We start from the raw sequence: 16,733 nt of genomic DNA, 5'->3' as shown, positions 1-16,733 counted from the left end.
GCGTTAGATTAAGGATTAATTATGTCATCTAAATGGATTACTTCATTATTTAAAAGCGTGATATTAACCGCCGCACTTGCTTCGTCGTTTGCCGCCTCCGCTTTTACAGAAGGCACTGATTATATGGTTTTAGAGAAACCGATTCCTAATGCTGATAAGACGTTAATAAAAGTATTCAGCTACGCCTGTCCGTTCTGTTACAAATATGATAAAGCCGTGACTGGCCCGGTTTCTGAAAAAGTTGCCGATCTCGTCACCTTCACACCATTTCATCTGGAAACCAAAGGGGAATATGGTAAACAGGCCAGTGAAGTTTTTGCAGTAATGATTGCTAAAGATCAGGCAGCAGGGATTTCATTATTTGATGCCAAATCACAGTTCAAAAAAGCGAAATTCGCTTATTACGCTGCTTACCACGACAAGAAAGAGCGCTGGTCAGATGGTAAAGATCCGGCCGCATTCATTAAAACAGGCCTGGATGCTGCAGGCATGAGCCAGGCAGATTTTGACGCCGCGCTGCAAGATCCCACCGTTCAGCAAACGCTGGAGAAATGGAAAGCGGCATACGACGTCGCCAAAATTCAGGGGGTTCCGGCTTACGTCGTTAACGGTAAATACCTGATCTACACCAAGAGTATCAAATCCATTGACTCAATGGCTGAGCTTGTCAGAGAGCTGGCAACAAAATAAACAGGGACGAGGCTATGGTTTTCATAAAAGGATTGTGGCGGGACTTACGTACCACGCCGGTTGATACGCTGGTGAGATGGCAGGAACGGCGCTTTCTGTGGCTACTGATGGCCTGCGCGATGGGCGGGTTAATAATATTGGCCCACTCGTTTTTCCAAATCTATCTCTATATGGCCCCCTGCGAGCAGTGTGTCTACATTCGCTTTGCCATGTTTGTGATGGTTTTCGGTGGATTGATCGCGGCAATAAACCCTAAAAATGTTGTTCTGAAGCTTATTGGCTGCATTGCGGCATTTTACGGCAGCATCATGGGCATTAAGTTCTCGCTCAAACTCAATGATATTCATCATGCGGTACATAGCCCGGATTCGCTGTTTGGCGTCCAGGGGTGTTCCACCGATCCGACATTCCCTTTCAATTTGCCGCTGGCAAACTGGGCTCCGGAGTGGTTTAAACCCACTGGAGATTGCGGCTATGATGCCCCCATAGTGCCTGATGGCGTGGCACTCAGCAGTACGCAAAAGTGGTTTATCGATCTATACCAACAGTCTGAAGGCTGGTATCTGCTTCCACCGTGGCAATTTATGAACATGGCGCAGGCATGCCTGCTAGCCTTTGGCTTATGTTTATTGCTGTTGGTGATAATGAGCGGCGCATGGGCATTGAAACTGGCCAGGGCCAAATAATTTGAGCAAAAATAAAAAAACCGAAGCCTGGAAGATGGCTTCGGTTTTTTATGCTTACCACAACTAACGTGGTAATAGTCTATTAGCTGGCTTTGCGCTCGTGCGCCTGACGATAAGCCACTAAATCTTCGATAGTGACTACAGCCATATTATGCTTGCCAGCAAATTCGATACACTCTGGCGCACGCGCCATGGTGCCATCGTCGTTGGTCAGTTCGCACAGCACGCCTGCCGGTTTAAACCCTGCCAGCGTCATCAGGTCGATGGTCGCTTCAGTATGACCACCGCGGGTCAACACGCCGCCAGCCTGAGCACGCAGCGGGAAAACGTGCCCCGGACGGTTAAGATCGGAAGGTTTGGCGCCATCCTTAATTGCCGCACGCACCGTAGTCACACGGTCCGCAGCGGAAACACCGGTGGTCACGCCCTCTGCTGCTTCAATGGTCACGGTAAAACCGGTGCCGTAAGCGCTGGTATTATTTTCCACCATCATTGGCAGATCGAGCTGTTTGCGTCGGTCTTCAGTGATGCACAGGCATACAATACCGCTACCGTGACGGATGGTCAGCGCCATCTGTTCTACGGTCATGGTCTCTGCCGGGAAAATCATATCGCCTTCGTTTTCGCGATCTTCATCATCAAGCACCATCACACCGCGTCCTTCACGCAGCGCAGACAGCGCATGTTCAACACGTTCGAAAGCCGTACCAAAAGAGGAAAGTAGCGTCTGATTCATGGTAAAAAAACCTCACTAAAATTATGGTTACCAGAATCAGGGCAGTCTTAGGAGTACCGTCTAAGCGGCAAAAAAATAACGTGAGCGGGTCCATGCCCGACTGGATCGTTACTCTCTCCCATCCGGACTCTAACCGTCGGCCCCGGAATTACACCGGATCTGCTGACCTTTTTGCCGTAACAAAAAGCGCTCGCGGGCTTTCAACATCAGTTGATTTACCGCCGGTGGGGAATTTCGCCCCGCCCTGAGAATAAGCGGGTTAACTATAACGCTATTGATTACCTTCATCAACGCCTTTACTCGTCTTAGCTTCACACAATTCTGGTTTATGCCTGTGCCAGTTCGCACTACAATAGGCAGCAACACGTACCAGTTCAGGGAAACCACAATGATTGACCCGAAAAAAATTGAGCAGATTGCTCGTCAGGTTCACGAGTCGATGCCGAAAGGGATCCGCGAGTTTGGCGAAGACGTCGAGAAGAAAATTCGTCAAACGCTGCAGTCACAGCTGACCCGTCTGGATCTGGTAAGCCGTGAAGAATTCGATGTACAGACTCAGGTTTTATTGCGCACACGTGAAAAGCTGGCGCTGCTTGAGCAACGTCTGACTGAGCTGGAATCGCGTGAAAAAACGGCAGAAGTTAAACCTGCCCCCGCGATCCCGTCAGTCGATCCGCAAGAGTAAAACGACAACGGGCCGCAAGGCCCGTTTTTCTGTTAGTGTTCCAGTTCTAGCTTCCTGGCTTCCGTCGCCTGCTGGCAGTACAGCGCATAGCGTTTGCAAAACCAGCTTCGATGTTCTTCATCCATGTTCCCGGTTATCGCCTGGATATCAACGGGATGGCCCTCAGCCTGCATTCTGGCAAAACTACGGGCCAGGAAATCGAAATTGTTCATTGAATACATATTGCTGTTCATGAGCATACCCTCCAGTTATTGAATATCTGCTAAGGCCATATGCTTTTTCTAATTTCAGTATTTCCCTGGATACGAAGTTATTCTGTACATATTGTGCGCAAAAAAACCGCCTGCTTCACAGTTTCCTACGAAATCTAAGAGGGGGATGAGCCCCTTTTCGGATTAAAGACCAGGGTAACGCATGTTATTGTAACGTCATGTAAAAGTAAGAGGTAAAACCATTACTTTTGACACGGACAGGGAACGCAGTAACAGGAGGAAACAACTTGGCATTATTCACGGATTACAACAGCCTCTACCTGTTTGCTATTTCATTTGTACTGTTGATTGGCCTACTGGAAATCATCTCTCTTATTTTTGGCCATTTTCTTTCAGGTGCGCTTGATGCTCACCTCGAACATTACGATGCCCTGACTTCCGGCAATATCGGCCAGGCGCTTCACTATCTCAATATCGGGCGGATCCCGGCACTGATCGTGCTGTGTTTACTCGCTGGCTTCTTTGGACTCTTCGGCATCCTCCTTCAGCATGGCTGGGTCACGCTGTGGCAAGCACCGCTCAGCAACCTGCTGCTTGCTCCGGTGAGTTTTATTCTTGCCGTCTTCGCCGTGCATTACAGCGGAAAAATCATTGCTCCCTGGCTGCCGCGGGATGAAACCACCGCCCTCGCTGAAGATGAATTTATCGGCAGCATGGCGATTATTACCGGACATTCCGCAAGTGCCGGAACCCCCTGCGAAGGCAAATTTACCGATAAGTTCGGGCAGACTCACTATGTGCTGCTGGAGCCTGAAGCGGGCAAAGAATTCAAAAAAGGAGACAAGGTGCTGATTATCTGCCGACTCTCCGCAACGCGTTACCTGGCCGAGCTAAACCCCTGGCCGACTGTTTTATAATTTTATACAGAGGGATCTTATAGATGGATGATGTTTTTGGCATGTTACCTTCATGGATGTTTACCGCCATTGTGGCGGTGGTCGTCTTAGTAATTATCGGGATTATTTTTGCCCGCCTGTATCGCCGCGCATCTGCTGAACAGGCGTTTGTGCGTACCGGCCTTGGTGGACAAAAAGTGGTGATGAGCGGCGGCGCAATTGTCATGCCTATCTTCCACGAAATTATTCCTATCAACATGAACACCCTCAAACTTGAGGTGAGCCGTTCAACTGTCGACAGTCTCATCACCAAAGACCGTATGCGCGTGGATGTCGTCGTCGCCTTTTTCGTGCGTGTAAAACCGTCTGTTGAAGGGATTGCTACCGCCGCACAGACGCTGGGACAGCGAACGCTGTCACCAGAGGATTTACGTGTGCTAATAGAAGATAAGTTTGTTGATGCCCTACGCGCCACTGCGTCGCAGATGACCATGCATGAACTGCAGGATACGCGTGAAAACTTCGTTCAGGGCGTACAAAATACCGTCGCGGAAGACCTGTCCAAAAACGGCCTGGAACTGGAGAGCGTTTCACTCACCAACTTTAACCAGACCGAAAAAGTCCATTTCAACCCGAATAACGCCTTTGATGCCGAGGGTCTGACCAAGCTGACCCAGGAAACAGAACGCCGTCGTCGCGAACGTAACGAAGTCGAGCAGGACGTAGAAGTTGCCGTTCGTGAGAAAAACCGTGATGCGCTGGCACGCAAGCTGGAAATCGAACAGCAGGAAGCCTTCATGACTCTCGAGCAGGAGCAGCAGGTGAAGACCCGCACGGCCGAGCAAAACGCCAAAATTGCCGCCTTCGAAGCCGAACGTCATCGTGAAGCTGAGCAGACGCGCATTCTTGCCGAACGGCAGATTCAGGAAACAGAAATCGAGCGCGAACAGGCGGTGCGATCCAGAAAAGTCGAGGCCGAGCGTGAAGTTCGCATCAAAGAGATCGAACAACAGCAGGTAACGGAGATCGCCAACCAGACCAAGTCCATCGCCATTGCCGCCAAGTCTGAACAGCAGTCTCAGGCTGAAGCACGCGCTAACGATGCGCTAGCCGAAGCGGTTCGCGCCCAGCAGAACGTAGAAACCACCCGCCAGACCGCAGAAGCGGATCGTGCCAAACAGGTGGCGTTGATTGCCGCAGCGCAGGATGCAGAAACCCAGGCGGTTGAACTGACCGTCCGGGCAAAAGCGGAAAAAGAAGCCGCAGAATTGCAGGCGGCGGCAATTGTGGAACTGGCCGAAGCCACGCGGAAAAAAGGTCTGGCGGAAGCCGAAGCCCAGCGTGCGCTGAACGATGCTATCAACGTGCTTTCCGACGAACAGACCAGTCTGAAATTTAAGCTGGCCCTGCTGCAGTCCCTGCCAGCAGTCATTGAGAAATCCGTTGAGCCAATGAAGTCTATCGATGGTATCAAGATTATCCAGGTTGATGGTCTGAATCGTGGCGGCGCCGTCGGTGAAGTGACCGCAGGTAACGTAACCGGAGGGAATCTGGCTGAGCAGGCATTATCCGCCGCCCTTGCCTATCGTACACAAGCGCCGCTGATTGACTCGCTGTTAAATGAAATTGGTTTGTCCGGCGGTTCGCTGTCGGCACTGGCCGATCCGCTGAAAAACAGTCCACAGCCTGTTGAGAAAACGACTGAAGAATAAGAAACAGAAATGCCGGATGGCAACGCTTACGCGTTTTATCCGGCCTACAACCTCGTAGGCCGGGCACCGCCATCCGACAAACATTCCAATTGTTATTTATCGCTGTCTTTCTGGATCTTCTTGATGATATTGGTAGTTGAGCAGCCATCTTCGAAGTTCAGCACCAGCACTTCACCGCCGTTCGCCCATACCTCTTTGCTGCCCGCAATATCTTCTGGCTTATAGTCACCGCCTTTGACCAGCAGATCCGGCAGGATGCCGGCGATCAGACGCTGCGGTGTATCTTCTTCAAAAGAGACCACCCAGTCGACGGATTCCAGCGCGCCCAGCACGATCATGCGCTGTTCCAGCGGGTTGACCGGACGCGTTTCGCCTTTCAGACGTTTGGTCGACGCATCGCTGTTTACCGCCACGATCAGGCGATCGCCCAGCTTGCGCGCATTTGCCAGATAGGAAACGTGGCCCGCATGCAGGATGTCGAACACGCCGTTAGTCATCACCACTTTCTCACCGCGCTTGCGGGCGCTGGCAACGGCCTGTTTCAGCTCAGATTCGCTCATCACGCCAAAACCAGTATCAGCCCGACCACGCACCGCGTTTTCCAGTTCAATCGGAGAAACGGTGGAGGTTCCCAGTTTACCAACCACAACACCGGCTGCAGCGTTGGCAAAATAGCACGCCTCTTCCAGTGTGTTACCCGCCGCCAGCGTCGCCGCCAGCACGCCAATTACCGTATCGCCCGCACCGGTCACGTCATACACTTCCTGCGCCTGCGTCGGCATATGCAGTGGCGATTTGCCCGGTTGCAGCAACGTCATCCCCTGTTCTGAACGGGTAATCAGCAGTGCGGAAAGGTCGAAATCAGCAATCAATTTCATGCCGCGCTCAACCAGTTCATCTTCGCTTTTGCATTTACCCACTACCGCTTCAAACTCAGACAGGTTGGGCGTTAGCAGCGTTGCGCCTCGGTAACGTTCAAAATCGGTCCCTTTCGGATCGATAAGTACCGGCACGCCAGCCTTACGCGCCAACGCAATCATCTGCTGCACGCTTGCCAGCGCGCCTTTGGCGTAGTCGGAAAGCACCAGAGCGCCAATAGAACCCAGCGCCTGATTAATACGCTCGTGCAGCGGCTGCGGATCCACGCCTTCAAAACCTTCTTCAAAATCCAGACGAATCAACTGCTGGTTGCGGGAAAGCACGCGCAGTTTGGTGATTGTCGGATGCGTCGGCACGGAAACGAAGTCGCATTTTACGTTCACATCCGCCAGCGTTTTGCTCAGCGCACGCGCCGCGTCGTCGATACCGGTCAAACCCACCAGACGGGAATTTGCGCCCAGAGAGGCAATGTTCATCGCCACGTTTGCTGCGCCACCGGGACGTTCTTCGATGGTATCGACCTTCACCACCGGAACCGGCGCTTCAGGTGAAATACGGCTGGTAGGGCCGTACCAGTAGCGATCCAGCATCACATCACCGACAACCATGACTCCTGCACGTTCAAACTCTGGCAGCGTTACTTTCATTCCTGTCTCCTGAGAGATTCTCTGAGGGTCTTAAAATTTGCGCGCGATAATAGCACACTTCACTCGGCAACCAGCCACTTCTGCCAGCTGTCACGCACCAGTGTACGTTCAGCGTCAAAGTGCTCCAGCGCCACATAGCCCGGAAGTTCCTGCAACGCAAGATGGTGAAGTTCATCACGCAACGTCGTATAAGCACGGGTAAGCGCCAGCGCTTCCTGCTCGTCCATAATGTCGTTTTGCGCCAGTAATTCCAGAATGCGCACATTATCCGACCAGCGCGTCAGCTTCGGTTTTTCATGCGCATAGCGCAACACCAGATACTGCGTAATAAACTCAATGTCTGTGATGCCACCTTCATCCGCTTTAATATCAAAACGATCCCGATGCTTATTGCCCAAATGGGCGCGCATTTTCTCACGCATTTCACGCACGTCGGTCTGCAAGGTTTTTCCATCACGGACGAGGGTCATGATATCGCGACGAATCGCATCAAACTGAGAGGTCAACTGCGGGTCGCCATATACCACACGAGCACGCACCAGCGCCTGATGCTCCCATGTCCAGGCTTCGTTGCGCTGGTAATCGTCGAAAGCGTCGGTTGATGTCACCAGCATTCCCGCCGCGCCGGATGGACGCAGCCGCGCATCCACTTCGTACAAAATACCGGACGAGGTGCGGGTGCTGAAAAGGTGCATAATGCGCTGCGACAGACGCAGATAGAACTGTCGCCCGTCAATCTCACGCTCACCGTCCGTCATCACATCCATCGGGCAATCATGCAGGAAGATCAAATCAAGATCCGAACTGTAACCCAGTTCCCAGCCACCCAGTTTGCCATAGCCGACGACGGCAAAACCGCGCCCCTCACGTTCGCCAAGATGGGTAGGTTGCCCGTAGCGAGCAACCATCTGCGTCCACGCCTGCTGGACTACCGCATCAATAATCGCTTCCGCCAGCCAGGTTAAATGATCGCTCACCTTCATCACCGGCAGCGTACCGGCGATATCAGCCGCGGCAATACGCAGTAGCTGCGTTTGCTTAAACTGGCGCAGTGCCTCCAGTTGCTGCTCTTCGTCATCTTCCGGCACGCGCAGCAAATACTGGCGCAGCTCATCACGGTAGGCGTCCGTCGCGGTAGGTTGATACAGGGTATTCGGATCCAACAGTTCATCGAGCAACAACGGATACCGCGCCAGTTGGCTGGCGACCATCGGCGAGGCCGCACAGAGCGAAATCAAATGCTTCAGCGCCCCGGGGAATTCGCTCAGCAGTTCCAGATAGGTCGTGCGAGTCACAATACCCACCAGCAGCGGTGTAATGCGTGACAGCGGGACTGAGGCGTCGTCACGCGTACAGACATCGCTCAGCAGATGCGGCATTAAATGATCCAGCACCTGGCGTCCGCGTGGGCCAATAGTGCGTTTATCCAGCTCTTTGCGGAAATCAGCAATCAGAGACAGCACGCGCCGCCGATCGTCATCCGCCAGATGCGTCAGCACTGGCGTGGTGTCATCTTCCTGTAAGGCGTCCTGCCACAATTCGCGCCACTGTTCAGAGAGCGACTCTTCCTGGGTTTCAGCTTCGTCATCGCCAATCAGCTCGTTGAAGACCCGGCGCACATTGTCCATATGATTGGTCAGCACATCGGTTAATTGCTGCCAGCCATCAACGTTCATCCCCCACGCCAGCCGCGCGCGATTCAGTTCATCACCCGGCAGCGTCTGGGTCTGCTCATCATTGATACTTTGCAGCAGGTTTTCCAGGCGGCGTAAATAGAGATAGGCTGCGCGCAGTTGTTCCGCGTCGGTATCAGAAAGCAAGTGCAGCGCATTGATGGCGCTAAGCGTTGGTAACAGCGAGCGGGATTGCAGCGATGGCTCGCGCCCACCGCGAATCAGCTGGAATACCTGCACGATAAATTCGATTTCACGAATGCCGCCCGCCCCCAGCTTGATGTTGTCTTTCAGGCCACGACGACGTACTTCACGCGCAATCATCCCTTTCATGTTACGCAGCGACTGGATCACGCTGAAATCAATATAGCGACGGAAGACAAAAGGCCTCAGCATGGCACGAAGCTCGCTGACGTATGTACCGTCGGCATCGCCCATAATGCGGGCTTTAACCATCGCATAGCGTTCCCAGTCGCGCCCTTGTTCCTGGTAATAATCCTCCAGCGCGGAGAAGCTCAGCACCAGCGGGCCGCTGTCGCCAAACGGGCGTAAACGCATATCCACCCGATAGACAAACCCATCCATTGTGGGCTGATCCAGCACTTTGATAAGCCGCTGGCCCATACGGGTAAAGAACTGCGCGTTATCCAGCTCGCGACGCCCACCCTGTGTGCTGCCGTGTTCCGGCCAGGCAAAAATCAGGTCGATATCGGAGGAAAAATTCAGCTCGCCGCCGCCCAGTTTCCCCATGCCTAAAATCAGCAGCGGCTGCGCCACACCTTCAGGATTACACGGCGTTCCCCATTCGCGACAGCAGGCTGCGTACAACCAGTCGCGCGCGGCAACGATCAACGTTTCAGCCAGATGACTTAGCTGCTGCAAAATACTCTCTTCGGTCACCAGCGACAGCGTCTGTGCCCAGGCGATACGCACCATAATGCGACGACGAAACAGGCGTAACTCACGCATCAGTGTGTTTTCGTCACTAACGTCAGCCAATGCTTGCTGTAACCAGTTGGCATAGTGTTGCCATTCATCCGCCAGGGGTGGAGTGCTTTCCAGCTCAGCCAGCCATTCGGGATGGGCAATAATGCTGTCACGGACAAAATCACTGAATGTAAGTACTGACTTCGCCTGAACGCTAAGCGAGGACTCAGATATTGCTGCTGGCAGCCGCTCAACAACGGTCGGCCAGTACTGCTGTAACGGTGAAGAGAGCTGCTTCATTTACGGGTTATCCTTTGAATGGTGCCGGATGCGTCTTTTCGCCTTATCCGACCTACATGACAGTTACACACATCGCGTAGGCCTGATAAGCGCAGCGCCATCAGGCATCCCGGCCTCGGCCCTGATTATCGTTTTCCGCTGTGCAGCCAGAACGGTTCCAGCGCGATCGCCTCGTTGCGGAAGTGTTCAATTTCAATATATTGGTTGGCCGCAATGGCGCGACGTAAGCCCTGCCAAGTAGCGATCCATTCTGATGCGACATTTTCGTCGTAGTATCCCGCCAGCATCAGCATGCTATCAATGTTGCGCGTCAAACGTGGAAGCTGATCGGCGTACTGATCGCCCAACGGCTGCGCAAAAGCGGTTTTCAGCTCAGCGGCATGGCGTGAAAGATGGGTATCAGAGAAGCGCTTAAAGGAGTCGGCAATTTTGCCCTGCGCCTTCGCATCCAGGAACGGCTGCCATCCTTTGGTCACCAGCCATTCGGTCAGCGCCAGCTTGGCCATTGCCGTTTGCGTACTGTAAACCGCCGAAATAGCAGAAACGTCCGACGCAATGATCGCTTCCGATTGGGTCAGTAAATCACGTAAGTGAGCGCTCGCTTTTCGTGGCACATTACCGCCAAACAACATCAGAATGTGACGCACCAACCCCATTGCCGCCAGCACCTCGGCTTTCGCCCCTTTAACGCCGCGTACCCACAGCTCTTCGTGGTACTGCCACTGTGATAATGCCAGCTCCAGCGCCGCTTCCAACCCCTGCTCAATGCTCGCCTTCGCCGGAACCTTCAAAATCCGCGTCGGTTTGAGTTCGCGCGGCGCATTCCCCTGGGCCAAATGATAACCGCGCGCGGCTTTGCTCAAACTGCCCTGGCGTAAACCGGTTTGCGAAACCAGCTGGTTTGCCAGTTTCAGTACCGCACGGGTATCGCCGCTTAGCAGTTCAAGTTCAAGCTCACAGATAGGTTCTGCAAACTCGCCCGCTTTCACTTCCCCCACATCGAGGGCCATTTCAATCCGGCTGCCATCAACATCAACCAACCATTTCTCACGGAAAAAATCGGTGCTGAACAACGGCTGCACTTGAGAAGCAAGTTCAGCGGGCAGTTTGCCATCAGGCCAGACTTCCGTTGGGAACAAGGCGAGATCCAGCTCAGGCGCGTCCAGCGCAACGTTAAACTCCGGTCGCTGATGCAGGCCGCCCGTTACGCGTCCGGCAATTTTCATGGTCATTTCGTAATGACCGTTTTCACCGCGAATACGCAGCCCCATATCGTGACCACGCAACCACGCATCCGGCGTTTCGTAGTAAATATTCAGCAACTGGCTGGGCGCATGATGCTCTCCCCCCAGCGTATTCAGACGTTCACGTAGCGCATCGACAGCGTCACTATTAACGATAAATTTTAATTCGATTTCCTGGGCCATGGTCTTGTGCTTATGGGTTATGTCACAGTTGAGAAAACTGACTGCGAACTAAGTTCGTTCTTTATGGTCAGTAGATAGTATTTTGCGCCAAATTGCCATGCAACGAGCAATTTGACGGGCGTAAAAGTTTCGAGTGGTGGCAAAAAGGACACAGATGATTCCGATTGATGTCGAATGCTTTGCGTAGAGACACTGATGCCACTACTATCGTTCCACTTTCTATGACAATAACGACAGCCTGATGCCAAAATTACGCCTGATTGGATTAACTTTACTCGCACTTAGCGCCACTGCAGTCTCTCATGCCGAAGAAAAGCGCTATGTCTCTGACGAACTGAACACCTGGGTCCGCAGCGGTCCGGGAGATAATTATCGCCTCGTGGGTACGGTTAACGCCGGCGAGGAAGTCACGCTATTACAGACCGATGCCAATACTAATTACGCCCAGGTGAAAGACAGCACCGGACGTACCGCCTGGATCCCACTGAAAGAGCTGAACAGTACGCCGAGCCTGCGTACCCGCGTTCCCGACCTGGAAAACCAGGTTAAGATTTTGACCGATAAGCTCAATAATATCGATACCACATGGAATCAGCGTACCGCCGACATGCAGCAAAAGGTAGCGCAGAGCGACAGCGTTATTGACGGGCTGAAACAAGAAAACCAGAAGCTGAAGAACGAACTTATCGTGGCGCAAAAGAAGGTGAGCGCAGCCAACCTTCAGCTTGATGACAAGCAGCGTACTATCATCATGCAATGGTTTATGTATGGCGGCGGCGTGCTGGGTCTTGGTCTGCTGCTCGGTCTGGTTCTGCCACACATGATCCCAAGCCGTAAACGCAAAGATCGCTGGATGAACTGAATCGCCTTCTCCGCCACACTGACATATGATTAAGGGATGTTTTTTTCAAAAGGAAAGTGGCGTGAAGATTTATCTGGTCGGTGGTGCTGTTCGGGATGCGTTATTAGGGCTACCGATTAAAGATAAAGATTGGGTCGTTGTCGGCGCCACGCCGCAAGGAATGCTCGACGCGGGTTACCAACAGGTAGGCCGCGATTTTCCCGTGTTTCTGCATCCGCAAACCCGGGAAGAGTATGCGTTGGCGCGTACTGAACGCAAATCAGGTTCGGGATATACCGGATTCACCTGCTACGCCGCGCCAGATGTGACGCTGGAGGCCGATCTTCAGCGACGCGACCTGACCATCAACGCAATGGCCCGCGATGACAACGGGGAGATTATCGACCCGTATAACGGACGCGATGATCTGGAAAACCGCCTGCTGCGTCATGTTTCCCCGGCTTTTAGCGAAGATCCACTGCGCGTGCTGCGCGTAGCGCGCTTTGCTGCCCGCTATGCGCACCTTGGCTTTCGTATTGCCGACGAAACCATGACGCTGATGCGCGATATGAACGCCGCTGGCGAGCTGGAACACTTGACGCCAGAGCGCGTGTGGAAAGAAACGGAAAGCGCCTTAACCACCCGCAACCCACAGGTATTTTTTCAGGTCCTGCGCGACTGCGGCGCACTGCACGTTCTGTTTCCTGAAGTGGATGCTCTGTTCGGCGTTCCCGCGCCCGCGCAGTGGCACCCGGAAATTGATACCGGTATTCACACGCTGATGACGCTGTCGATGGCAGCCATGTTAAGCCCGGAGGTCGACGTGCGTTTTGCCACGCTGTGCCACGATCTTGGCAAAGCATTAACGCCTAAAGCGCTATGGCCGCGCCATCATGGCCACGGTCCGGCGGGTGTTAAGCTGGTCGAGCAACTGTGTCAGCGCCTGCGCGTGCCGAATGACATCCGTGATTTAGCCAAACTGGTGGCCGAGTTCCACGACCTGATTCATACCTTCCCGATCCTGCAACCGAAAACCATCGTTAAGCTGTTTGATTCCATCGATGCATGGCGCAAACCGCAGCGCGTGGAGCAAATCGCCCTCACCAGCGAGGCCGACGTGCGTGGGCGAACCGGTTTTGAAGCGGCGGATTACCCGCAAGGCAGGCTGTTGCGTGAAGCCTGGCTGGTTGCGCAGGCGGTTCCCACGAAAGATGTCGTGGAAGCGGGATTCAAAGGTCAGGCAATTCGTGAAGAACTGACCCGGCGTCGCATTGCGGCGGTGGCCAACTGGAAGGAGAAGCGGTGTCCTAAACCTGCCCATTAAACTGACGTTGCCGGATGGCGGCATAAATGCCTTATCCGGCCTACATATTACGCCCGTAGGCCGGATAAGCGCAGCGCCATCCGGCATTTAGTGGCGATCAGAAAAAAACCACATAGACGGCAGCCGCCACAACAAAGCGGTAAATCGCAAACGGAATGAACGAGATACGCTTAATCAGCTGCAGGAAGGTTTTGATCGCGACCAGCGCCACGATAAACGCCGTCACAAAACCGACTGCAAACATTGGGATATCTGATGCGCTAAGGAACGACCAGCTCTTGTAGAGATCCAGCGCCGTCGCGCCCATCATCATCGGCACCGCCAGCAGGAATGAAAACTCAGAAGCCGCATAACGGCTCACGCCCATCAGCATACCGCCAGAAATCGTCGCCCCTGAGCGAGAAAAACCCGGCCACAGCGCCAGACACTGAAAACAGCCAATCATAAACGCCTGGCGATAGGTCATATCATCCAGACCCGGCGCGCGCGGCTCTTTCGGCTTCAGGCATTCTGCGGCAATCAGCAGTACACCACCCACCACCAGCGCATACATCACGTTGATCGGGTTAAACAGCGACTTGATGGTGTCGTGGAACACCAGTCCCAGTACAACCGCCGGAATCATCCCCAACAGGATATGCCCCAGCGTCAGTCGACCTTTGCCAGTACCTTCATGCGGGGCCTTGCCGAAGTGAATGCCGATCAGGCCAAACAAACGTCGCCAGAACATCACCACCACTGCCAGAATAGACCCCAATTGGATCACCACCTCGAATGTTTTTGCGGTATCACCCTCAAAACCCAACAGGTGGCCAACAATAATCATATGGCCGGTACTGGAAACGGGTAAAAATTCCGTCAATCCTTCGACCACACCCAAAATTGCCGCCACCAGCAGCGAGTGCATATCACTCATTAATAAACCCCTAGATAGAGAAAACACGGCAAAAAAGAGCCGACGAAAGGACTCTTTTATACCCGTTTGATTTAGAAATTATTAAATTAATTATTTTCTTTCAGATTATTGCCACGCTCAATGACGACCCCGACGTTTGCCGCACGGGCTACCGCGCCAGGTTTGCTGAGTTTGATCCGCACCCACGGTGAATTAAAGCGGTTAAGTAGCAAATCCGCCACCTCTTCCGCTACACGTTCTACCAGCGCAAAACGCCCACCTTCCACATGATTAACAACCGTTTGAGCAATATCAGCATAGCTCAGGCAATCAGCCACATCATCGCTTTTAGCTGATTTGCGGTTATCCCATGCCATTTCGATATCGAACACCAACCGTTGTTCGATCGTTTGTTCCCAGTCGTAAACACCAATAGTGGTGATTACAGAAAGTTGCTCTATAAATACAATATCCATCACGACCTGCCTGCTTTTTGGCTAACCCGGATACCACTTCCGGCGAAATATGCGTATTATCCACAGAAGTAGCGTTTTACACGACATTTTCAAAACGGAACAGCTTATGAGTGCAATCGCGCCTGGAATGATTATCTTCGCGTACCTCTGCGGCTCTATTTCCAGTGCCATTCTGGTATGCCGCCTCGCTGGATTGCCGGACCCGCGCGACAGCGGCTCTGGGAATCCGGGCGCGACAAACGTGCTGCGCATCGGTGGCAAGGGAGCCGCCGTCGCGGTACTGATTTTCGACGTCCTGAAAGGTATGTTACCCGTCTGGGGTGCCTATGCGCTAGGCGTCAGCCCCTTCTGGCTGGGGTTGATCGCAATCGCCGCCTGTCTGGGACACATTTGGCCGGTATTTTTCGGCTTTAAAGGTGGAAAAGGCGTTGCCACCGCCTTTGGCGCAATTGCGCCGATTGGCTGGGACTTAACCGGCGTGATGGCCGGAACCTGGCTACTAACCGTCCTGTTAAGCGGCTATTCGTCGTTAGGCGCTATCGTCAGTGCGCTGATCGCCCCTTTTTACGTCTGGTGGTTCAATCCCCAGTTCACTTTCCCGGTGTCCATGTTGTCGTGCTTAATTCTGCTTCGTCACCATGACAACATTCAGCGTCTGTGGCGTCGTCAGGAGCCGAAGATCTGGACCAAGCTAAAGAAAAAACGCGAAAAAGACTCCGAGTGATTTTATTGTCGGATAGCGACGCGTCGGCGTCTTATCCGGCCTCGGGGATGTGATACCCCTCCACCGGTTTGCCTAATCGGTTCTGACACCACGTCGCCAGAAACTCCACGCACACGCGAAGCTTCACGCTGCGATACAGCGGCTCCTGATAAACCGCCCAGATATTAGCGCTCTGCGCATAGTCCGGCAGCACCCGCTCCAGTTCACCGCTGGCCAGAAACGGTTGTACGTCCCATTCAGAACGCAGCATGATCCCTTTTCCCTGTAGCGCCCACTGCAGCACAATCTCACCGCTGTTAGAAGAAAGATGTCCCGCCACCTTAACCGACTTTTTCTCCTGACCGTTATCCAGTTCCCACACCCCGTGAGTCATATCCCGTTCTTTGGTGACCAGACAATCATGCCGAATTAATTCCTGTAACGTCGTCGGCTCACCGTATTTTTGTAAATACGTCGGTGCTGCGCATAATATCCTTTTATTTTTCGTTAACAAATGAGCAATATAATAATCAGGAATTTCATCATTAATACGAATATCCAAATCGATATTATCCTGCGCCAAATCAATTTGCCGATCGTAAAGTTCAAAATGTACCTGTAATTCAGGATAGCTGTGCATCAATTCTGTAATTGCCGGTGCAATATAACTGCGCCCAAAACCAAAGCTACAGCCGATACGAATCATCCCTGCCGGACGCGTTTTGAGTTGCGTAACGTCATCGACCAGATGTTGATAACCTGCGAGGATCGCCTGCGCATGTTCATAGCAACGTTGACCACTCTCCGTTAGCGCCACGCCGCGCGCCGAGCGGCTTAGCAACGTAGCCCCTAGCGTGGACTCGAGGATCTGAATGCGCTTCGTCACAAACGCTGGCGTCTGGCCCAGCGTCGCAGCGGCGGCGCTAAAGCTGCCGCTATGGACAATTTCAACCAGCACCTGTAGGTCTTTCGCCAGGGGATACGTATTCAGCATGATCGGTAATCCGTAATGTGATTAACCGCA

General features: G+C 53.1%; 16 protein-coding genes and 1 riboswitch. Of the genes, 8 read left to right on the top strand and 8 right to left on the bottom strand.

What is annotated here, in order from left to right:
* Positions 1 to 21: 21 nt before the first annotated feature.
* Together SK39_RS15150 and dsbI are read left to right on the top strand one after the other, a co-directional pair.
* Positions 22 to 690: a thiol:disulfide interchange protein DsbA/DsbL gene (locus SK39_RS15150; protein WP_003838133.1), complete on the top strand. Its 669-nt coding sequence runs from the start codon at positions 22 to 24 to the stop codon at positions 688 to 690.
* A gap of 14 nt (positions 691 to 704) precedes the next feature.
* Positions 705 to 1,376, top strand: coding sequence for a protein-disulfide oxidoreductase DsbI (dsbI, locus tag SK39_RS15145; RefSeq protein ID WP_003838131.1), 672 nt, complete (start codon positions 705 to 707; stop codon positions 1,374 to 1,376).
* 82 nt (positions 1,377 to 1,458) lie between these two features.
* Here the strand turns inward: dsbI and ribB are convergent, their stop codons facing one another.
* A complete protein-coding gene (gene ribB / locus SK39_RS15140) occupies positions 1,459 to 2,112 on the bottom strand; it encodes a 3,4-dihydroxy-2-butanone-4-phosphate synthase (protein WP_003838130.1) in 654 nt (217 codons plus the stop codon).
* Positions 2,113 to 2,218: 106 nt separating this feature from the next.
* A riboswitch (FMN riboswitch) is annotated at positions 2,219 to 2,368 on the bottom strand.
* A gap of 132 nt (positions 2,369 to 2,500) precedes the next feature.
* Here ribB and ubiK point away from each other — a divergent pair.
* Positions 2,501 to 2,797: a ubiquinone biosynthesis accessory factor UbiK gene (ubiK, locus tag SK39_RS15135; RefSeq protein WP_003024618.1), complete on the top strand. Its 297-nt coding sequence runs from the start codon at positions 2,501 to 2,503 to the stop codon at positions 2,795 to 2,797.
* Between the two features lie 32 nt (positions 2,798 to 2,829).
* Here ubiK and glgS read toward each other — a convergent pair whose 3' ends face one another.
* Complete coding sequence (gene glgS / locus SK39_RS15130; protein ID WP_019077704.1) at positions 2,830 to 3,036, bottom strand: cell surface composition regulator GlgS; 207 nt, start codon at positions 3,034 to 3,036, stop codon at positions 2,830 to 2,832.
* A gap of 260 nt (positions 3,037 to 3,296) precedes the next feature.
* Here glgS and SK39_RS15125 point away from each other — a divergent pair, with 260 nt between their 5' ends.
* Positions 3,297 to 3,926, top strand: coding sequence for an OB-fold-containig protein (locus tag SK39_RS15125; RefSeq protein ID WP_032937366.1), 630 nt, complete (start codon positions 3,297 to 3,299; stop codon positions 3,924 to 3,926).
* A 23-nt stretch (positions 3,927 to 3,949) separates the two neighbouring features.
* On the top strand, positions 3,950 to 5,617 hold the full coding sequence (locus SK39_RS15120) for a flotillin family protein (RefSeq protein WP_003838127.1): 1,668 nt from the start codon (positions 3,950 to 3,952) through the stop codon (positions 5,615 to 5,617).
* A gap of 92 nt (positions 5,618 to 5,709) precedes the next feature.
* On the opposite strand, the gene hldE is transcribed toward SK39_RS15120, so the two are convergent.
* From hldE to SK39_RS15105, 3 genes are all read right to left on the bottom strand, one after another.
* Complete coding sequence (hldE, locus tag SK39_RS15115) at positions 5,710 to 7,143, bottom strand: bifunctional D-glycero-beta-D-manno-heptose-7-phosphate kinase/D-glycero-beta-D-manno-heptose 1-phosphate adenylyltransferase HldE (RefSeq protein ID WP_003838125.1); 1,434 nt, start codon at positions 7,141 to 7,143, stop codon at positions 5,710 to 5,712.
* Between the two features lie 59 nt (positions 7,144 to 7,202).
* A complete protein-coding gene (glnE, locus tag SK39_RS15110; RefSeq protein ID WP_048217156.1) occupies positions 7,203 to 10,043 on the bottom strand; it encodes a bifunctional [glutamate--ammonia ligase]-adenylyl-L-tyrosine phosphorylase/[glutamate--ammonia-ligase] adenylyltransferase in 2,841 nt (946 codons plus the stop codon).
* Between the two features lie 125 nt (positions 10,044 to 10,168).
* Positions 10,169 to 11,470 (bottom strand): CYTH domain-containing protein, encoded by a 1,302-nt coding sequence (locus tag SK39_RS15105; protein ID WP_048217155.1) that lies wholly within the window; start codon positions 11,468 to 11,470, stop codon positions 10,169 to 10,171.
* A gap of 241 nt (positions 11,471 to 11,711) precedes the next feature.
* Between SK39_RS15105 and SK39_RS15100 the strand changes: the two genes are divergently transcribed.
* Complete coding sequence (locus tag SK39_RS15100; protein WP_003024650.1) at positions 11,712 to 12,332, top strand: TIGR04211 family SH3 domain-containing protein; 621 nt, start codon at positions 11,712 to 11,714, stop codon at positions 12,330 to 12,332.
* 61 nt (positions 12,333 to 12,393) lie between these two features.
* Positions 12,394 to 13,635: a multifunctional CCA addition/repair protein gene (locus SK39_RS15095; protein WP_016150993.1), complete on the top strand. Its 1,242-nt coding sequence runs from the start codon at positions 12,394 to 12,396 to the stop codon at positions 13,633 to 13,635.
* Positions 13,636 to 13,732: 97 nt separating this feature from the next.
* Here the strand turns inward: SK39_RS15095 and bacA are convergent, their stop codons facing one another.
* Positions 13,733 to 14,551: an undecaprenyl-diphosphate phosphatase gene (bacA, locus tag SK39_RS15090; protein WP_003846297.1), complete on the bottom strand. Its 819-nt coding sequence runs from the start codon at positions 14,549 to 14,551 to the stop codon at positions 13,733 to 13,735.
* A gap of 86 nt (positions 14,552 to 14,637) precedes the next feature.
* Positions 14,638 to 15,006: a bifunctional dihydroneopterin aldolase/7,8-dihydroneopterin epimerase gene (gene folB, locus SK39_RS15085; protein WP_003838117.1), complete on the bottom strand. Its 369-nt coding sequence runs from the start codon at positions 15,004 to 15,006 to the stop codon at positions 14,638 to 14,640.
* 106 nt (positions 15,007 to 15,112) lie between these two features.
* Between folB and plsY the strand changes: the two genes are divergently transcribed.
* Positions 15,113 to 15,730, top strand: a complete 618-nt coding sequence (gene plsY, locus SK39_RS15080; RefSeq protein ID WP_032937472.1) for a glycerol-3-phosphate 1-O-acyltransferase PlsY — start codon at positions 15,113 to 15,115, stop codon at positions 15,728 to 15,730.
* A 31-nt stretch (positions 15,731 to 15,761) separates the two neighbouring features.
* Here the strand turns inward: plsY and ttdR are convergent, their stop codons facing one another.
* Positions 15,762 to 16,703 carry an L-tartrate utilization transcriptional activator TtdR gene (ttdR, locus tag SK39_RS15075; protein ID WP_016150994.1) on the bottom strand — a complete coding sequence of 314 codons (942 nt, stop codon included), beginning with the start codon at positions 16,701 to 16,703 and terminating at the stop codon, positions 15,762 to 15,764.
* Positions 16,704 to 16,733: the final 30 nt, after the last annotated feature.

It is taken from the genome of Citrobacter sp. BIDMC107 (assembly GCF_001037575.1).
GTDB classification, from domain to species: domain Bacteria; phylum Pseudomonadota; class Gammaproteobacteria; order Enterobacterales; family Enterobacteriaceae; genus Citrobacter; species Citrobacter freundii.
This window is presented reverse-complemented; position numbering and strand designations above follow the sequence as displayed.

Coding starts and splice junctions, on each gene's coding strand:
- SK39_RS15150 (WP_003838133.1), top strand. CDS start 22: ATGTCATCTAAATGGATTACTTCATTATTTAAAAGCGTGATATTAACC.
- dsbI (WP_003838131.1), top strand. CDS start 705: ATGGTTTTCATAAAAGGATTGTGGCGGGACTTACGTACCACGCCGGTT.
- ribB (WP_003838130.1), bottom strand. CDS start 2,112: ATGAATCAGACGCTACTTTCCTCTTTTGGTACGGCTTTCGAACGTGTT.
- ubiK (WP_003024618.1), top strand. CDS start 2,501: ATGATTGACCCGAAAAAAATTGAGCAGATTGCTCGTCAGGTTCACGAG.
- glgS (WP_019077704.1), bottom strand. CDS start 3,036: ATGCTCATGAACAGCAATATGTATTCAATGAACAATTTCGATTTCCTG.
- SK39_RS15120 (WP_003838127.1), top strand. CDS start 3,950: ATGGATGATGTTTTTGGCATGTTACCTTCATGGATGTTTACCGCCATT.
- hldE (WP_003838125.1), bottom strand. CDS start 7,143: ATGAAAGTAACGCTGCCAGAGTTTGAACGTGCAGGAGTCATGGTTGTC.
- glnE (WP_048217156.1), bottom strand. CDS start 10,043: ATGAAGCAGCTCTCTTCACCGTTACAGCAGTACTGGCCGACCGTTGTT.
- SK39_RS15105 (WP_048217155.1), bottom strand. CDS start 11,470: ATGGCCCAGGAAATCGAATTAAAATTTATCGTTAATAGTGACGCTGTC.
- SK39_RS15100 (WP_003024650.1), top strand. CDS start 11,712: ATGCCAAAATTACGCCTGATTGGATTAACTTTACTCGCACTTAGCGCC.
- bacA (WP_003846297.1), bottom strand. CDS start 14,551: ATGAGTGATATGCACTCGCTGCTGGTGGCGGCAATTTTGGGTGTGGTC.
- folB (WP_003838117.1), bottom strand. CDS start 15,006: ATGGATATTGTATTTATAGAGCAACTTTCTGTAATCACCACTATTGGT.
- plsY (WP_032937472.1), top strand. CDS start 15,113: ATGAGTGCAATCGCGCCTGGAATGATTATCTTCGCGTACCTCTGCGGC.
- ttdR (WP_016150994.1), bottom strand. CDS start 16,703: ATGCTGAATACGTATCCCCTGGCGAAAGACCTACAGGTGCTGGTTGAA.